Below are 16,856 nucleotides of genomic sequence, written 5' to 3' on the forward strand. Positions count from 1 at the left end.
TTCACAGGTCACTGTCAACTTTGGTTGCTACAGTGGCGGGGTGATTACTTTCAATAACGTGACTAAGGTGTATTCCGCCCAGTCCCGCCCCGCGCTCGATGGGGTGTCTTTTGAAATTGCGGACGGTGAGTTTGCGTTCCTCATCGGCCCTTCGGGGTCCGGAAAGTCCACTTTTCTTGAGCTCATGGTGCGCTATAGCAATGTGACCTCGGGCGATATTTACTTCGGTGACTTCCACGTCAACGAGCTAAGCGGCAAGGATATTAACGCCCTACGCCAATCCATTGGCTACGTATTCCAGGACTTTCGGCTGCTACCCAAGCTGAACGTGTACCAGAATGTGGCGTTTGCCCTGGAGGTCATCGGCAAGAGCAAGCACCGCATCTCCACCGCGGTGCCGCAGGTACTGGAGATGGTGGGGCTGGAAAACCGCCACCATGCGATGCCGCACGAGCTTTCCGGCGGTGAGCAGCAGCGCGTTGCTATCGCCCGCGCCCTGGTCAATCGCCCGAAGCTGCTGCTTGCCGATGAACCCACGGGCAACCTCGATCCCGCCACCGCCGACGGGATCATGGACTTGCTGTTGCGCATCAACAAGCGTGGCACCACCGTAGTGATGTCCACGCACAATTCCCGCGCCGTGGATAAGGCGAAGAGGCGCGTGCTGGAATTGCGCGATGGCACGCTCGTTCGCGATGAACACAACGCCGCCTATTCGGCGCAGGAGGAGCAGGCATGAACCTAGGATTCATCTTCCGCGAGGCCACCAAGGGCTTGGGCCGCAACCTGACGATGACCATCGCGATGCTCATTACCACAGCCATTTCTGTCGGCGCCGTGGTTGCCGGCATCATGGTCACCAACCTCACCAAGGATACGAAGGATGTCTACTTGGACCGCGTCGAGGTTATGGTGCAGCTCAACGAGGATATTTCAGCCACGGATCCAAACTGCTCCACTCCCGCATGCGCGGACTTAAAGGACCAGTTGGAATCCGATAGTTCCGTAGAGTCCGTGGAATTTCGCAACCGGGAGGCTTCCTACGAGCGCTTCCGTGAGCTCTTCCAGGACACGGATCCGGTGATGGTGGAACAAACCTCGCCGGATGCGCTGCCTGCAGCATTGCACGTGCGCCTCGTTGATCCGGAGGAAGCCTCCGCTATCGATGCCGTGCGGGATAACCCGGCGGTAGAAGAGGTCGTGGACCAGCAGGAAGAGGTGCGCGAGGCGGCAAGCAACCTCGATTCCATCCGCACCGCCACCTTCATCGTGGCCATCGTGATGTCCATTGCAGCCATCTTCTTGGTGGCCAATATGGTGCAAATCGCCGCCTTCCACCGCACCCGGGAGACCGAAATTATGCGCATGGTGGGCGCCTCGCGCTGGATGACGCAAGCGCCGTTCGTGGTAGAAGCGGTGCTCGCCTCCCTTATCGGTGTGGTCCTGGGCGGTGCCGGGCTGCTCGTGGCGAAGTCCCAAGTGATCGATCCTGCGCTGCAGGGCCTGTATGAATCGCAGTTGCTGGCACCGATGAAGTTAAGCGATCTGTGGATAGCACTGCCGCTGGTGGGGCTGCTCGCCTTGGCGGTCACCGCTGCCACCGCGCAGATTACCCTGCGTTCCTATGTCCGCCGCTAAGCCGTTTGCCGGGTGCGGTAAACGAGCAGTACACTGAGGCAATTATGGCTAAAAAGGGCAAGAAGAATAAGAAGGCGGCTTCCGGGGACGCCACGCTTGCGACCAACCGCCGGGCCCGGCACGACTATAAGATCCTCGAAGAATTCGAGTGCGGCATCGTCCTGCTCGGCACGGAGATCAAATCCCTCCGGGAAGGCAAGATCTCGCTTAATGATGCCTTCGCCACCATTGATAATGGCGAGGTGTACTTGCGGAATCTACACATTCCGGAGTATTCGATGGGGTCCTGGACCAACCACAGCCCGCGGCGCACCCGCAAGCTCTTGCTGCACCGCCGGGAGATCGACAAGCTCTACGGGCAGGTGCGCAACGGCAATAAAACCTTGGTGCCGCTCAAGGTGTACCTCAAAAATGGGTACGCGAAGTTGTCGCTGGCGCTCGCGCAGGGTAAGCAGGATTATGACAAGCGCGAAGACATCAAGCGGCGCGACCAGAACCGCGAAATCACCCGCGAGCTCGGCCGCCGCGTGAAGGGGATTAATGCTTAAAACGGTAAAGGTTCACGATGCAGTCAAGGGCGAGGACTCCATTTCCGGAACCGGCGTATTGGTAGACCGCCTGTGGCCGCGGGGCATCGCCAAGGCGGACCTGGACTATGACGAATGGTTTAAGGACGTGGCGCCCAGCCCCGAGCTGCGCAAGTGGTGGGGCCATGACGAGGATTCCTTCCAGGAGTTTTCGCGCCGCTACCACGCCGAGCTCGATGACCGCGAGTCCGAGGAACTCACCCGGTTGCTCTCCTTGGCAAAGGAGGGGGACCTCACCCTGCTCTTTGGTGCTGCCGACCGCGAGATTAACCACGCGGTGGTCTTAAAAGACTGGCTGGAAGAGTACTTGGAGAAATAAAAGCGTCTGCGGTAGTGTTGGAATAACCGTAGGGAATGATGCACTATCCCGTCCCTACAGTGCTATGGGGTTGATTTGGTTTCGACTTCGTACACTGCGCCAGGGGAAGCGTGCCGGTGAAGGCTATCGACCACCGTTTAAGCGTCGTAGCAAACAAATAAACGCAGAGAAGAACTCTCAGCGTGACTACGCCCTCGCTGCCTAATTACAGCGACGCGTGTCTGTCAGCCTAGGTTTCGTTCCTGACCTAGAACCTGGCATCGACTAAGGAACTTGCCGTCTGGCTGTGTCATCAGGACCAGATGGGACTCTTACTGGTGACTGGGCCCATCATCCGGTACGAGTTCGCCCGAACCGGAGGGCCGAGCAGAGATCATGTGCGAACTGCGCACGGAGAAGCCCTGGCAAGGTGACGAAGGACCCGGGTTCAAGTCCCGGCAACTCCACCGAGAGCCCCAGCTGGAATTAGTTCTAGCTGGGGCTTTAATCATGCTTTCCACGCGCGGCTAGGGTAGTTGCCATGCAGCGTGTATTTGATTCCCACCTCCACATCATCGATTTTTCCCACCCCATCCATGAGAATCAGGGTTATACGCCGCCGGAATTTTTGGTTCCGGCCTATGACGCATGGCGCGAAAAGCTGCGCGGCGAGGGTTATAATATCACCGCCGGCGCGGTCGTTTCCGGATCTTTTCAGGGCTTTGACCAGGGGTATCTGGCAGAAGCTCTGGGGGAGTTGGATAACTTCGTAGGCGTGACACAGCTGCCTGCTGATGCCCCCGATGCCGAAATCCGCCGCCTCGATGGCCTGGGCGTGCGGGCGGTGCGCTTTAACTTCCGGCGCGGTGGCAGCGCAGCGCGGGAGGACCTTGAGGAACTCGCCTGGCGGATCTATGACCTAGCCGGCTGGCATGTGGAGCTGTATGTCGACGCGGCCGCGCTGGGCGATATGGCGCCGGTGCTGAAGAAGCTGCCGGCCGTGAGCATCGACCACCTGGGTCTGAGTGCGCAGGGGGTAGATGACCTCTTGGAGCTTGTCGATGCCGGAGTAAAGGTCAAGGCCACCGGATTCGGGCGCGTGGACCTCGACCCGGGGGAGGTGGTGCGCCGCATTGTTGACGTCGATCCAACCGCGCTCATGGCGGGTACCGATCTGCCCTCACAGCGGGCGAGCCGGGTGTTTTCGGTAGACGATTTCCAGCTCATTGGGGAGGCCGCGGGGGTGCATGCCGATGCCGTTTTCTTCGCAAATGCAGCGCGTTTCTACGGTCGGGACGATGCGCTTTAGGAAAGGTTACCCTCAACCTTGAATGGTTAGGGTGACTTAAGATAAGTTAATGGGGCATTTGTTTCTCGTCTATAAGGAAAGCACAATGAAGAAAATTCATCGCGCTCTTTTGTCTGTCGTAGCTGTCGCCTCCTTGGCACTTACCGCATGTAGCACTGCGGAAGAAGAGGACCAGGGTTCGAATAAGGGGACATCGGAAAGCGCACTGCAGATCGAAGATAATAACGGCACCCACGAGCTGGACGTACCGTTCGAGCGCGTCGCGGTAACGGATAACCGCGCCTTCGAAATCCTCGCGGACTGGGACCTCAATATCGTGGCTGCCCCGCTCGGCATTGTCCCAGATACCCTCTCGGACAAGATCAATGAAGACTCGATCGAGGCCAACCTGGGTATGCACCGCGAACCTGACCTGGAAGCACTGGTTGCCGCAGAGCCGGACATCGTCATCAACGGTCAGCGCTTCACCCAGCACCAGGCTGATATCGAGGCACTGATGGAAGATACCCCGGTCCTCGACTTCTCCCCGCGCGACGATAAGGACATGGCGGAAGAACTCATCCGCCAGACCGAAGCACTGGGCAAGATCTTTGACCACGAAGATGAAGCAAAGAAGCTTGTCGATGACTTCAACAAGGCGCTGGACCGCGCCAAGGATGCCTACGATCCTGAGAAGACCGTCATGGCAGTCAACACCTCCGGTGGCGATATTAACTACATCGCCCCAGGCAAGGGCCGCTTCTTCGGGCCATTCTTTGACCTGCTGGGCATGAAGCCATCCCTCGAGGTGGAAAACGCCAGCGATGACCACGAGGGCGATGACATCTCCGTCGAGGCAATCGCTGATTCCAACCCTGACTACATCCTCATCATGGACCGCGACGGTGCTATTGCCAAGGATGAAGCAGGCTACACCCCAGGTAAGAAGCTGGTAGAGGATTCCGCGGCACTCAAGAACGTGACTGCCGTTAAGGAAGGCAAGATCGTTTCTGCTCCGCAGGATACCTACACCAATGAAAACATCATTACCTTCACGGAGACGCTCAACGCGATGGCAGACGCGTTTGAAAAGAACTAGCCACCACTAAAAACCGGAAACCGGAGGGATTTTGTGCCCTCCGGTTTTCAGGTGCGTAAAGGATAGTTATGGACACCACCACCCGCACAAAGGTCTGGGACTGGAAGCTGGGCCTTGGCATACTCATCGTCGCCGCGTTGCTCGTTACCTCTTTGTTGACCGGGCAGTACGACGTTTTTGGCGCTGATGATGGCGCCGCCATGTTCGGCATTACCCGCTTACCGCGCACCATTGCCTTGGTGCTCGCCGGCGCGGCCATGGCCGTCAGCGGCCTGGTCATGCAGCTGCTTACCCAAAACCGCTTCGTTGAACCATCTACCACCGGCACCACGGAGTGGGCCGGGCTGGGCCTGCTCTTCGTCATGGTCGTCGCACCCACGTCCTCGATTCTGGTGAAGATGATAGGTGCGGTGATCTTTTCCTTCCTGGGTACGGTGGTATTCTTCCTGTTCCTGCGCCGGGTGACCCTGCGCTCCTCGCTCATCGTGCCGATCATCGGCATCATGTTGGGCGCCGTGGTTTCTGCGATTTCGACGTTTTTCGCCCTGATGACGGATATGCTCCAGCAATTGGGAATCTGGTTCATGGGCTCATTTACCGCAGTATACAAGGGCCAATACGAGGTTTTGTGGATCGTCCTCTTGGTGCTGGTGGCGGTGTATATCTTCGCCGACCGCCTTACGGTCGTTGGCTTGGGCGAAGACGTTGCTACCAACGTGGGGCTGAACTATAACCGCATGTTGTTGCTGGGAACTGGTCTTATCGCCATTGCTACGGGCGTGGTCACCGTCGTTGTGGGGTCCCTGCCATTCTTGGGTCTTATCGTGCCCAATATTGTCTCCATGGTGCGCGGCGACGACCTGCGTTCCAACGTGCCTTGGGTGTGCCTGCTGGGCATCGGCATCGTCACCGTGTGTGACCTGGTGGGCCGCGTCATCATCGCCCCATTCGAGATGCCGGTTTCGGTCATCCTTGGCGTCATCGGCGCCATCGTCTTCATCATCATGATTGTGAGGTCGACCCGTGCTAACTAAGATGTCCGCCCCGCCCAAGAAGTACTGGATCACCCTGGCCTGCGTATGGATCCTGGCTGCATCTTTGGCTTTTGCATACCTGGCCTATGGCAACCCGATGGAATTTGGTACGCGCAAGTTTTGGCTCATCGCCCAGCGCCGCGCCGATGCCCTCATCGCCATGGCGATCGTCGCTGTGTGCCAAGCCATGGCGACGGTTTCTTTCCATACCGTGACCAATAACCGCATTTTGACCCCGTCCATCATGGGCTTTGAGTCCCTGTACGTTGCTATTAATACCGCGACCATTTTCTTCCTGGGCACTAGTGGGCTTAACGATGCCCGTACCGTGCCCACCTTCCTGATGCAAATGGCCGTCATGGTGGGACTTTCCCTGGTGCTCTATTCGTGGCTGCTGACCAATAGGAAGCAGAATATGCACGCCATGCTGCTAGTCGGCGTGGTCATCGGCGGTGGCTTGGGCTCGCTATCGACCTTTATGCAACGCATGCTTACCCCCAGCGAGTTCGACATACTCACCGCGCGCCTGTTTGGCTCCGTCAATAACGCCGAATCCGAGTACTATCCCATCGCCATTCCCATCGTGGCCATCGCCACCACGCTTTTGGTACTCAATGCGCGCAAGCTCAACGTGATTTCCTTGGGCGCCGATGTCAGTACTAACCTGGGCGTGAACCATAAAGCGCACGCAATTTACACGCTGGTGTTGGTCTCGCTGTTAATGGCGACGACCACCGCGCTGGTAGGTCCCATGACCTTCCTGGGCTTTTTGGTAGCTACGCTGGCTTATCAATTTGCCGATACCTACGATCACCGCTACATCTTTCCGATGGCGGTGGGCTTAGCATTCCTCGTGCTCATTGCGGCCTACTTCCTCATGCAGCACGTATTTTCCGCCCAAGGCGTGGTGTCCATCATCATTGAGCTGGTAGGTGGCTCCGTGTTCCTGTTTGTCATTATGCGAAAGGGCCGACTGTGATCGAATTAAAGAACGTTTCTAAAACTTATTCCGCCGAGACCGCTATTGGTCCGCTCAACCTGACCATCCCGCAGGGAGGCATCACCGCGCTGGTGGGGCCGAATGGTGCGGGTAAGTCGACGATGCTCACCATGATCGGGCGCCTGCTCGACATGGATGAAGGCAGCATCGAAATCGCCGGCTATGACATTCAATCCAGCAAGTCCGCCGACCTGGCGAAGATTGTGTCTATCTTGCGGCAGGAAAATCACTTCGTCACGAAACTAACTGTGCGCCAGCTCGTGGGCTTTGGCCGCTTTCCCTATACCAAGGGGCGGCTCAACAAACACGATGAAGAAGTCATTTCTAAGTACATTCACTTCCTACACTTGGAAGAATTGCAGCACCGCTACCTTGACCAGCTGTCTGGTGGTCAGCGCCAGCGCGCGTACGTAGCCATGGTGCTGTGCCAAGAAACCGATTACGTGTTGCTGGATGAGCCGCTGAATAACCTGGACATTTCGCACTCGGTGGACATGATGCGCCACCTGCGCGAGGCTGCCCAGGAATTGGGGCGCACGGTCATCGTGGTTCTGCACGACATCAACTTTGCTGCCCGCTACGCGGACTATATCTGTGCTTGCAAGGACGGGCAGATCGTCGAATTCGGCCCGGCCGAGGACATCATGCGCGACGATATCTTGACGCCCATCTTCAATACTCCGGTGCGAGTAATCGATGGGCCCGATGGAAAGATCGCCTGCTATCACTAAAAACCAGCGTTGGCCTGCGAGTTTGCGTTGTGTTGTGGGGTGGTATAAATTTTAGCGAGTCGCCGAGAGGTAGCCGGTTGGTTACTTTTGAGTGACTTTTTGTACTGACTTGGTTCGAGGATTTGACTTGGTTCAGGTTGTTGGGTAAGTTGGCACGAGCCGCCGCTGAGAGGTTAACGTTTGGTTAATTTTCTTGTGGTGTGTGGATGTTGTTTGAGAACTCAATAGTGTGCCAATGTACTTATTTTTTATTTTTGTGTGCATGGTTGTGTGTTGATTGGTCTGTTGGCCGGCGAACCTAGTGTGGTTTGTTGGTTGGTGTGTGCCGGTAAGGTGTTGGAATACGCATCTTTTTGAATACTGTTTAGTGTTTCGGCTGCATTGATGGATTGGTTGGCATGTGATTGTGTTCAACTTTTTGTCTCCCTTTTTTGTGCCCCGTCGGGTTGGGGAGGCAGTTTATTTTTCTTTGTAGTAATTTTTGGACGCCAGCATGAGCCCTTTTGTGGGTTTGTGGTGGTTTGTTCTTTTGGTTAGGTTTGGGCTTTTCACGGCCTATTTTGGAATTTTTGTTCTGAAATTTTCTTTTTGTGGAGAGTTTGATCCTGGCTCAGGACGAACGCTGGCGGCGTGCTTAACACATGCAAGTCGAACGGAAAGGCCCTGCTTGCAGGGTACTCGAGTGGCGAACGGGTGAGTAACACGTGGGTGATCTGCCCTGCACTTCGGGATAAGCTTGGGAAACTGGGTCTAATACCGGATAGGAGCCATCTTTAGTGTGGTGGTTGGAAAGTTTTTTCGGTGTAGGATGAGCTCGCGGCCTATCAGCTTGTTGGTGGGGTAATGGCCTACCAAGGCGGCGACGGGTAGCCGGCCTGAGAGGGTGTACGGCCACATTGGGACTGAGATACGGCCCAGACTCCTACGGGAGGCAGCAGTGGGGAATATTGCACAATGGGCGCAAGCCTGATGCAGCGACGCCGCGTGGGGGATGAAGGCCTTCGGGTTGTAAACTCCTTTCGCTAGGGACGAAGCTTTTTGTGACGGTACCTAGATAAGAAGCACCGGCTAACTACGTGCCAGCAGCCGCGGTAATACGTAGGGTGCGAGCGTTGTCCGGAATTACTGGGCGTAAAGGGCTCGTAGGTGGTTTGTCGCGTCGTCTGTGAAATTCTGGGGCTTAACTCCGGGCGTGCAGGCGATACGGGCATAACTTGAGTGCTGTAGGGGTAACTGGAATTCCTGGTGTAGCGGTGAAATGCGCAGATATCAGGAGGAACACCGATGGCGAAGGCAGGTTACTGGGCAGTTACTGACGCTGAGGAGCGAAAGCATGGGTAGCGAACAGGATTAGATACCCTGGTAGTCCATGCCGTAAACGGTGGGCGCTAGGTGTGAGGGTCTTTCTACGACTTTCGTGCCGTAGCTAACGCATTAAGCGCCCCGCCTGGGGAGTACGGCCGCAAGGCTAAAACTCAAAGGAATTGACGGGGGCCCGCACAAGCGGCGGAGCATGTGGATTAATTCGATGCAACGCGAAGAACCTTACCTGGGCTTGACATACATCAGATCGCTGTAGAGATGGTTCTTCCCTTTGTGGTTGGTGTACAGGTGGTGCATGGTTGTCGTCAGCTCGTGTCGTGAGATGTTGGGTTAAGTCCCGCAACGAGCGCAACCCTTGTCTTATGTTGCCAGCATTTGGTTGGGGACTCATGAGAGACTGCCGGGGTTAACTCGGAGGAAGGTGGGGATGACGTCAAATCATCATGCCCCTTATGTCCAGGGCTTCACACATGCTACAATGGTCGGTACAACGCGCTGCGACACTGTGAGGTGGAGCGAATCGCTGAAAGCCGGCCTTAGTTCGGATTGGGGTCTGCAACTCGACCCCATGAAGTCGGAGTCGCTAGTAATCGCAGATCAGCAATGCTGCGGTGAATACGTTCCCGGGCCTTGTACACACCGCCCGTCACGTCATGAAAGTTGGTAACACCCGAAGCCGGTGGCCTAAACGTGTTAGGGAGCCGTCGAAGGTGGGATCGGCGATTGGGACGAAGTCGTAACAAGGTACCCGTACCGGAAGGTGCGGGTGGATCACCTCCTTTCTAAGGAGCTTTTATTTTGGCTGCAGTTGCAGCCAATGGCCCACAGTTGTGGGTTGCCCACTGTTGTTTGATGGTGGGTTGGTGGTTGAGTGGGCGAGTGTTCTGCTGCCACCGAATATGGAAATTCCGGGTAGGACATACACCTTAATCAGCAGGGTCTAAGTGTTGAGACAGTGCTTTGTGACATGCGTAAAAGTGTCCATGCATACAGGAAGTAAAGTTGATTGGTAAGTCGTTGGTGCATTGTTGGGTGTCTGGGGCATTATCCCCTTTTGTGTGTGCCTGACTGGTTGATGAGCATCGTTTGTTGTGGTGGTGTTTGTTGCTGGTTGGGGTGTTGTGTGAGAACTGTATAGTGGACGCGAGCATCTCACATGATGCCGCCTGCTTTTGTGGGTGGTGTCTTGTGTGTGTGATGTGATTTTTCTTTTTGTTTATTTTGTCAAGTTCACTTGTTGCTGCCACATGCTGGCTGCATGGCTTCGTGTTGTGTGGTTTGTGTGTGGTGGTTGGTGTGTTCGTTATTTAGGGCGCATGGTGGATGCCTTGGCATGCTGAGCCGATGAAGGACGTGTAAGGCTGCGTTAAGCCTCGGGGAGTTGTCAATAAAGCGTTGATCCGAGGATGTCCGAATGGGGAAACCTGGCCCTGGTTATGTGGGGTTACCCTTCAGTGAATTCATAGCTGTTGTGGGGGTTACGCGGGGAAGTGAAACATCTCAGTACCCGTAGGAGGAGAAAATAATAATGATTCTGCTAGTAGTGGCGAACGAACGTGGATGAGGCTAAACCGTGTGCATGTGATACCTGGTAGGGGTTGTGTGTGCGGTGTTGTGGGGCCTGATTTTGTGTCATCTACCAGTGGCACGCCCTGTGCATTGTTGTTAGGTGAAGTGGTTTGGAATGATCTGCCGGAGTAGGTGAGAGTCCTGTAGCTGAAGATGATGATGTGGGGGTTGTTGGGTTCCCGAGTAGCAACGGGCTCGTGGAATCTGTTGTGAATCTGCCGGGACCACCCGGTAAGCCTAAATACTCAGTGTGACCGATAGTGGATAGTACCGTGAGGGAATGGTGAAAAGTACCCCGGGAGGGGAGTGAAATAGTTCCTGAAACCATGTGCTTACAATCCGTCAGAGCACCTGTTTGTGTGTGATGGCGTGCCTTTTGAAGAATGAGCCTGCGAGTCAGCGGCATGTCGCGAGGTTAACCCGTGTGGGGTAGCCGTAGGGAAACCGAATCCTAATGGGGTGATAAGTGGCATGTCCTGGACCCGAAGCGGGGTGATCTACCCATGGCCAGTGTGAAGCAGCTGTAAGAGGTTGTGGAGGCGCGAACCCACGTAGGTTGAAAACTGCGGGGATGAGCTGTGGGTAGGGGTGAAAGGCCAATCAAACTCCGTGATAGCTGGTTCTCCCCGAAATGCATTTAGGTGCAGCGTCGCATTTAGCTTGGTGGAGGTAGAGCGACTGGTTGGTTGAGCGGGACTACAATCTTAGCAATGTCAGCCAAACTCCGAATGCCATCAATTGTGTTGTGCGGCAGTGAGACTGTGGGGGATAAGCTTCATAGTCGAGAGGGAAACAGCCCAGATCGCCGGTTAAGGCCCCTAAGGGTGTACTAAGTGGAAAAGGATGTGGGATCGCGAAGACAGCCAGGAGGTTGGCTTAGAAGCAGCCATCCTTGAAAGAGTGCGTAATAGCTCACTGGTCGAGTGGTTCTGCGCCGACAATGTAGTGGGGCTCAAGTACACCGCCGAAGCCGCGGCAAGCAACATTTTTTTGTTGTTTGGGTAGGGGAGCGTCGTGCATGGGTGGAAGCGTTACCGTGAGGAGGCGTGGACTGTGTGCGAGTGAGAATGCAGGCATGAGTAACGAATTGTAAGGTGAGAATCCTTACCGCCGGATGACTAAGGGTTCCTGGGTCAAGTTCGTCTTCCCAGGGTGAGTCGGGACCTAAGGCGAGGCCGACAGGCGTAGTCGATGGATAACCAGTTGATATTCTGGTACCCGTACATGTGCGCCCATGATAAAGCACGGATACTAACCACTGCGGATACGCTACCTTTTCACTTTTTGAGTGTTGGTGGTGTTGATGTCGTGGGGCCTGATGTGTGGTTCAAGTGATGGGGTGACGCAGTGAGGTAGCCGCGCCACTTAGTGGATTGGTGGTGTAAGCGTGTAGGCCGTGTGGTAGGTAAATCCGCCACACATTGTGGTTGAGGCGTGATGCGTAGACCCATTGGGGTTGATGGTGGTGATCCTGTACTGTCGAGAAAAGCCTCTAGCGAGTGTGTGTATGGCCCGTACCCTAAACCGACACAGGTGGTCAGGTTGAAGATACTAAGGCGTTCGGGTGAACTGTGGTTAAGGAATTCGGCAAAATGCCCCCGTAACTTCGGGAGAAGGGGGGCCCTGTGACGTGAAGACCCTGTGCGGTTGGAGTGTTGTGGGGTCGCAGAGAATAGAGGGAAGCGACTGTTTATCAAAAACACAGGTCCATGCGAAGACGTTAAGTTGATGTATATGGACTGACGCCTGCCCGGTGCTGGAAGGTTAAGAGGACCGGTTAGTAACCTTTGTGGTTGCGAAGCTGAGAATTTAAGCCCCAGTAAACGGCGGTGGTAACTATAACCATCCTAAGGTAGCGAAATTCCTTGTCGGGTAAGTTCCGACCTGCACGAATGGCGTAACGACTTCTCTGCTGTCTCGACCACAGGCCCGGTGAAATTGCATTACGAGTAAAGATGCTCGTTACGCGCGGCAGGACGAAAAGACCCCGGGACCTTCACTATAGCTTGGTATTGGTGTTTGGTTCGGTTTGTGTAGGATAGGTGGGAGACTGTGAAATCATCACGCTAGTGGTGGTGGAGTCGTTGTTGAAATACCACTCTGATCGGATTGAGCATCTAACCTTGGCCCATGATCTGGGTTGGGGACAGTGCCTGGTGGGTAGTTTAACTGGGGCGGTTGCCTCCCAAAATGTAACGGAGGCGCCCAAAGGTTCCCTCAGCCTGGTTGGCAATCAGGTGGTGAGTGTAAGTGCACAAGGGAGCTTGACTGTGAGACAGACATGTCGAGCAGGGACGAAAGTCGGGACTAGTGATCCGGCACCTACTTGTGGATGTGGTGTCGCTCAACGGATAAAAGGTACCCCGGGGATAACAGGCTGATCTTCCCCAAGAGTCCATATCGACGGGATGGTTTGGCACCTCGATGTCGGCTCGTCGCATCCTGGGGCTGGAGTAGGTCCCAAGGGTTGGGCTGTTCGCCCATTAAAGCGGCACGCGAGCTGGGTTCAGAACGTCGTGAGACAGTTCGGTCTCTATCCGCCGCGCGCGTTGAAACTTGAAGAAGGCTGTCCCTAGTACGAGAGGACCGGGACGGACGTACCTCTAGTGTGCCAGTTATCCCGCCAGGGGTATCGCTGGTTGGCTACGTACGGAAGGGATAACCGCTGAAAGCATCTAAGCGGGAAGCCTGTTTTAAGATGAGGTTTCTTTTGAGGTCCCCTAAAGACTATGGGGTAGATAGGCCAGACTTGGAAGCACTGTAAGGTGTGAAGGCTACTGGTACTAATTGACCAAAACAAACACACCACAACAAACCCAAACACCACGTGTGGGGATGATTGTTGGGTGAACTTGTGAAGCGAGTAAACAAACAAAAATACACATTATCGTGTGTGTCGCGTCCACTATGCAGTATCTGACACAACACCCGCACGCACATGTGGTGGGTAGTGTTCTGATAGGTTTGTCGGTGGTTCATAGCTACAGGGAAACGCCCGGTCCCATTCCGAACCCGGAAGCTAAGCCTGTACGCGCTGATGGTACTGCAACCGGGAGGTTGTGGGAGAGTAAGTCACCGCCGACACCAAACAACACAAACAACAAAATAGTGTTAGTACTGAGAGGGGCAAGGACACCGATTCCAACGGGGTGCTTGCGCCTCTTTTTCGTGATGCCATAGTTTTCTATAATGTAGCCTATGAGGACTCTTGCACAGGCGGTAACCGATCTCGTTCGGACCAATGACCCTGATCTGTACAAGGGTGAACGCGGGGTGTATTACAGCGACCGCATATTTGAAGCTGCTGAGCTATTAGAACAAGCAGTGGAGAATCCTGCACAACTTCTCGGGATTGTGCTGCCGAGTCCGTCCGATATTGTGCTTGTTTCTCTAGACGCTGTAGAAGAGATTCTCAAGACTATCCCTAGGGTGAATGATTATGCCCATGCCGTAAGGGATGCCGGCGAAGTCTTGGCGCGGGTAGTTCCTTCCGCGGCACAGCAAGCTAGTTATTCTGGTTGCGCTTTGGCTGGCTGGTTTATACGAATGAATGAGATTCTCCCAGCGGAAGAAATCGACCTCGACCCAGTCTATTTGGCACCTGCCTTTGGTGAAGAGGGGGTGGCTCGCATCCGTTCGTGGAATACGGCGGAGCAAGGTAGTGGATACGTGGGGCGTCGGCTAGCGGTACTAGAAGGAGCTAGTGAGGCCGTCCTTCGTACCCATGGTCTCAAGGGAAGTGCGGCGTCGCGCTATGAGGAGATTATTGCCGGCCTTTGTAATATCGGCCGCTACGATCTTGCCTTCGATTGGTCCGAGAAGGCAGTTGGTGAGTGCGCCCCAGCGGAAGTCCGAAATATCGCTTCGCGTTGGGCCGTACTTGCTAAGGAGCATTTTCCCGAACACTCGGAGCGCGTGGCTCGCAGTGTATTCGACACATATCCAGAACTGTCGTCCGCTCAGCAACTCTATGCTGCGGGCACCGACAAGGCGAATTCTGCGACGCATATACAAGCCACGTTGGCGGCGAAGCCGTGGGACTTAGCGATGTTCCAGCACTTGTGCCTTGAAGACCCTGGACTTGCCTGGAGAACCGTCGCAAAGGCGGGAATGGAACAGTCAATGGCGCAACGGTTCCTTGATGACCTCCCGGAGCAGGCTCTTCCCTTCGTTCGCGACGATGTCGCAATGTATTTAGATTCGACTCGGGTTGGTCGCGATATGGGCATCGAGCTGCTGCAGACCATGAGGGAAAAGTCGGCGGAGCTAGGGGAGCCCTGGGAAGCGGACTTCAATGCATTCTTGACAGGCCTGCGCCGTCGCTACGCCGAACGGCATGTCATTTTAAGGCGACTGGACGAGGTTTTTCTTATTTCTTAATTCGACTACCGCTAAAACGCCCAGGTAGTTCCTATAGGCAACCATGAAGTCAACGGCACCAGGTAGGGACAGCAATGTACGGACACTGCTCACGGGTGTACAAATCCGTTAACTTGTTGTAAGCGTGTTTACATGAGCGAGTCAGTGATCAGTTTGCGCGTTAACGCGAAGCAAAAGGAGCGCCTAGATGCGCTTGCTTCGCGGACTGGACGGACAGGGGCCTTCTATCTTCGCAAGGCCCTAGATTCCTACCTAGATGAACTTGAGTATGTGTATGCGCTCGAAGCCGAAGCCGAAGCAGCCCGATGCGGAGAATTGGACACAATCTCGTTGCAGGAGTTAGAGGACGAGTGTGGCTTGGTCGATTGAGTTCACCCCACGTGCGGTTAAGTCGTTCCGTTAGGTCGGACCAAACGGGGGTCAGCTCCGACTGATTTAGACGATTTTGGTCCTCCGCTTTGCTAACGCGCTTCGCGGTATCAAGAACGGCCTTCCGTAGGGGATTCCGACTACAAGGTGATCATGTTGCCCATCACGCTTGGCTTATTCGACTAGAATTATTGAAAACTATTTGCGACACTCTCGTAGATTAAATATTCTAAACAGGGCTATCTAACCTGATTGCTATCAGTATTTTAGTCTTTGACGTGATTTGCATGTATCCATTTGCCGTCCAGTTGCAAATCTGTGTACTTAGGACCTGACCCCCATTTGGTGGACACCTGATATCCAGCCCAGTCGAGCTGGGAAGAAAGGTAATCTACCATCATGTCCAGGTATTCCGAACAGTTCAAACGCGATGCCGTGGCCCTCTATGAGAACAATGAGGATCTCTCGCTGAACTCAGCATCAGCCGAGCTCGGAATCAATCGAGCTTCGCTGCATTCTTGGGTCAAAAAGTACGGCACCGGCAAACGTGCCCGCATAAAAGCAGTGCATGATAAAGCCCAAGCGGCGAATGATTCTGCGCGAATCCGCCAGTTAGAAAAGGAAGTCTCTAAGCTGCGCGAAGAACGCGATATTCTGCGTAAGGCTGCGAAATATTTTGCCGAAGAGACACGCTGGTGATCCGCTTCCAGTTTGTCGATGACCACCGAACCGAGTACTCGGTTAAGCGGATGTGCGATGTGTTAAAGCTGAATCGTTCCTCGTTCTACAAATGGGTCCACACCCGTCAAAAACGCAGGTTAAAGATGTATTCCGACGGTCTTATTGGTGCAAGAATCAAGACCATCTTCGATGATGAGCACGGGCTTTACGGTGCTAAACGCATCGCCGCAAGCCTCAAGGAAGACCTGGTGTATACCCCGGTCAATCACAAGAAAGTTGCACGCATCATGAAATCCATGGGACTTCAAGGCTTTAGCAAACGGCGTCGATGCATCACCACTAGGCGCAAGCCTGGTCACCGTGTCATGCCGGATTTACTAGGCCGTACATTTACCGCTGATACGCCGAACTGTGTTTATGTCGGCGACATTACCTACCTGCCGTGCAAGGGAGGCAAAAACATGTACCTTGCCACAGTCATTGATACCTATTCACGGAAACTTGCAGGTTATGCACTCGCAGACCACATGCGTGTCTCGTTGGTCATTGATGCTCTAGCCCACGCACACGGTGTGCGTGGCAGTCTTGACGGGGCTATTTTCCATTCCGATCACGGCAGCGTGTACACCTCACAAGTGAGGTTACCCTCGTTTAGTGGACACCCGATTAGTGCGGATCTTGTGTCCGTAAGAGAGGATGTTCATTGTGAGTCAACAACGCCAGAAATACACGCCGGAGTACCGGCGTGAAGCCGCGAACCTGGTAATCGAGTCAGAACGCCCGATTGCTCATGTAGCGAAAGAAATTGGTTTCGCACCTGGCCTTTTAGGCCGATGGGTGAAAAATGAGCGTCAACGCC

General features: G+C 54.7%; 11 protein-coding genes, 3 rRNA genes, 1 other RNA gene and 1 pseudogene. All 16 read left to right on the forward strand.

Going from position 1 to position 16,856, the window contains the following annotated elements; genetic code table 11:
• The first annotated feature begins 40 nt into the window (after nt 1-40).
• Nucleotides 41-739 carry a cell division ATP-binding protein FtsE gene (gene ftsE, locus HMPREF1267_RS03940; protein WP_023028469.1) on the forward strand — a complete coding sequence of 233 codons (699 nt, stop codon included), beginning with the start codon at nt 41-43 and terminating at the stop codon, nt 737-739.
• On the forward strand, nt 736-1,638 hold the full coding sequence (gene ftsX, locus HMPREF1267_RS03945; RefSeq protein WP_023028470.1) for a permease-like cell division protein FtsX: 903 nt from the start codon (nt 736-738) through the stop codon (nt 1,636-1,638). Before ftsE ends, ftsX begins: the two co-directional genes overlap by 4 nt.
• A gap of 44 nt (nt 1,639-1,682) precedes the next feature.
• Nucleotides 1,683-2,186, forward strand: a complete 504-nt coding sequence (gene smpB / locus HMPREF1267_RS03950; RefSeq protein WP_023016945.1) for an SsrA-binding protein SmpB — start codon at nt 1,683-1,685, stop codon at nt 2,184-2,186.
• Nucleotides 2,179-2,544, forward strand: a complete 366-nt coding sequence (locus HMPREF1267_RS03955; protein ID WP_023028471.1) for a DUF488 domain-containing protein — start codon at nt 2,179-2,181, stop codon at nt 2,542-2,544. The genes smpB and HMPREF1267_RS03955 overlap by 8 nt, the downstream gene beginning before the upstream one ends.
• Nucleotides 2,545-2,610: 66 nt before the next feature.
• Nucleotides 2,611-2,993, forward strand: a transfer-messenger RNA (tmRNA) gene (gene ssrA, locus HMPREF1267_RS12630).
• Between the two features lie 71 nt (nt 2,994-3,064).
• Complete coding sequence (locus HMPREF1267_RS03960) at nt 3,065-3,832, forward strand: amidohydrolase (RefSeq protein ID WP_023028472.1); 768 nt, start codon at nt 3,065-3,067, stop codon at nt 3,830-3,832.
• Between the two features lie 85 nt (nt 3,833-3,917).
• Entirely contained in the window at nt 3,918-4,910 is a 993-nt protein-coding gene (locus HMPREF1267_RS03965; protein ID WP_023028473.1) for a siderophore ABC transporter substrate-binding protein, read from the forward strand.
• A gap of 68 nt (nt 4,911-4,978) precedes the next feature.
• Entirely contained in the window at nt 4,979-5,944 is a 966-nt protein-coding gene (locus HMPREF1267_RS03970) for an ABC transporter permease (protein ID WP_023028474.1), read from the forward strand.
• Nucleotide 5,945: 1 nt separating this feature from the next.
• On the forward strand, nt 5,946-6,923 hold the full coding sequence (locus HMPREF1267_RS03975) for an iron chelate uptake ABC transporter family permease subunit (RefSeq protein WP_051141748.1): 978 nt from the start codon (nt 5,946-5,948) through the stop codon (nt 6,921-6,923).
• Nucleotides 6,920-7,675, forward strand: a complete 756-nt coding sequence (locus HMPREF1267_RS03980; RefSeq protein WP_023028476.1) for an ABC transporter ATP-binding protein — start codon at nt 6,920-6,922, stop codon at nt 7,673-7,675. Before HMPREF1267_RS03975 ends, HMPREF1267_RS03980 begins: the two co-directional genes overlap by 4 nt.
• A gap of 587 nt (nt 7,676-8,262) precedes the next feature.
• Nucleotides 8,263-9,780, forward strand: a 16S ribosomal RNA gene (locus HMPREF1267_RS03985).
• 514 nt (nt 9,781-10,294) lie between these two features.
• A 23S ribosomal RNA gene (locus HMPREF1267_RS03990) occupies nt 10,295-13,373 on the forward strand.
• Nucleotides 13,374-13,533: 160 nt separating this feature from the next.
• A 5S ribosomal RNA gene (rrf, locus tag HMPREF1267_RS03995) occupies nt 13,534-13,651 on the forward strand.
• Together the 16S, 23S and 5S rRNA genes form the textbook arrangement of a ribosomal RNA operon.
• Before the next feature lie 114 nt (nt 13,652-13,765).
• Nucleotides 13,766-14,947 carry a hypothetical protein gene (locus tag HMPREF1267_RS04000; protein ID WP_023028477.1) on the forward strand — a complete coding sequence of 394 codons (1,182 nt, stop codon included), beginning with the start codon at nt 13,766-13,768 and terminating at the stop codon, nt 14,945-14,947.
• 768 nt (nt 14,948-15,715) lie between these two features.
• Nucleotides 15,716-16,629 (forward strand): annotated as a pseudogene (locus HMPREF1267_RS13340) (IS3 family transposase); the annotation flags it as partial.
• A gap of 64 nt (nt 16,630-16,693) precedes the next feature.
• The coding region (locus HMPREF1267_RS13560; protein WP_156906117.1) for a transposase at nt 16,694-16,856 on the forward strand (163 nt) is incomplete at its 3' end.

The organism is Corynebacterium sp. KPL1824 (genome assembly GCF_000478095.1).
Taxonomy (GTDB): domain Bacteria; phylum Actinomycetota; class Actinomycetes; order Mycobacteriales; family Mycobacteriaceae; genus Corynebacterium; species Corynebacterium accolens.

What these genes read in the sequence shown, in the direction of transcription:
- HMPREF1267_RS03970 (WP_023028474.1), top strand. Translation starts at nt 4,979, where the DNA reads ATGGACACCACCACCCGCACAAAGGTCTGGGACTGGAAGCTGGGCCTT.
- HMPREF1267_RS03960 (WP_023028472.1), top strand. Translation starts at nt 3,065, where the DNA reads ATGCAGCGTGTATTTGATTCCCACCTCCACATCATCGATTTTTCCCAC.
- ftsX (WP_023028470.1), top strand. Translation starts at nt 736, where the DNA reads ATGAACCTAGGATTCATCTTCCGCGAGGCCACCAAGGGCTTGGGCCGC.
- HMPREF1267_RS03955 (WP_023028471.1), top strand. Translation starts at nt 2,179, where the DNA reads ATGCTTAAAACGGTAAAGGTTCACGATGCAGTCAAGGGCGAGGACTCC.
- HMPREF1267_RS03975 (WP_051141748.1), top strand. Translation starts at nt 5,946, where the DNA reads ATGTCCGCCCCGCCCAAGAAGTACTGGATCACCCTGGCCTGCGTATGG.
- HMPREF1267_RS04000 (WP_023028477.1), top strand. Translation starts at nt 13,766, where the DNA reads ATGAGGACTCTTGCACAGGCGGTAACCGATCTCGTTCGGACCAATGAC.
- smpB (WP_023016945.1), top strand. Translation starts at nt 1,683, where the DNA reads ATGGCTAAAAAGGGCAAGAAGAATAAGAAGGCGGCTTCCGGGGACGCC.
- HMPREF1267_RS03965 (WP_023028473.1), top strand. Translation starts at nt 3,918, where the DNA reads ATGAAGAAAATTCATCGCGCTCTTTTGTCTGTCGTAGCTGTCGCCTCC.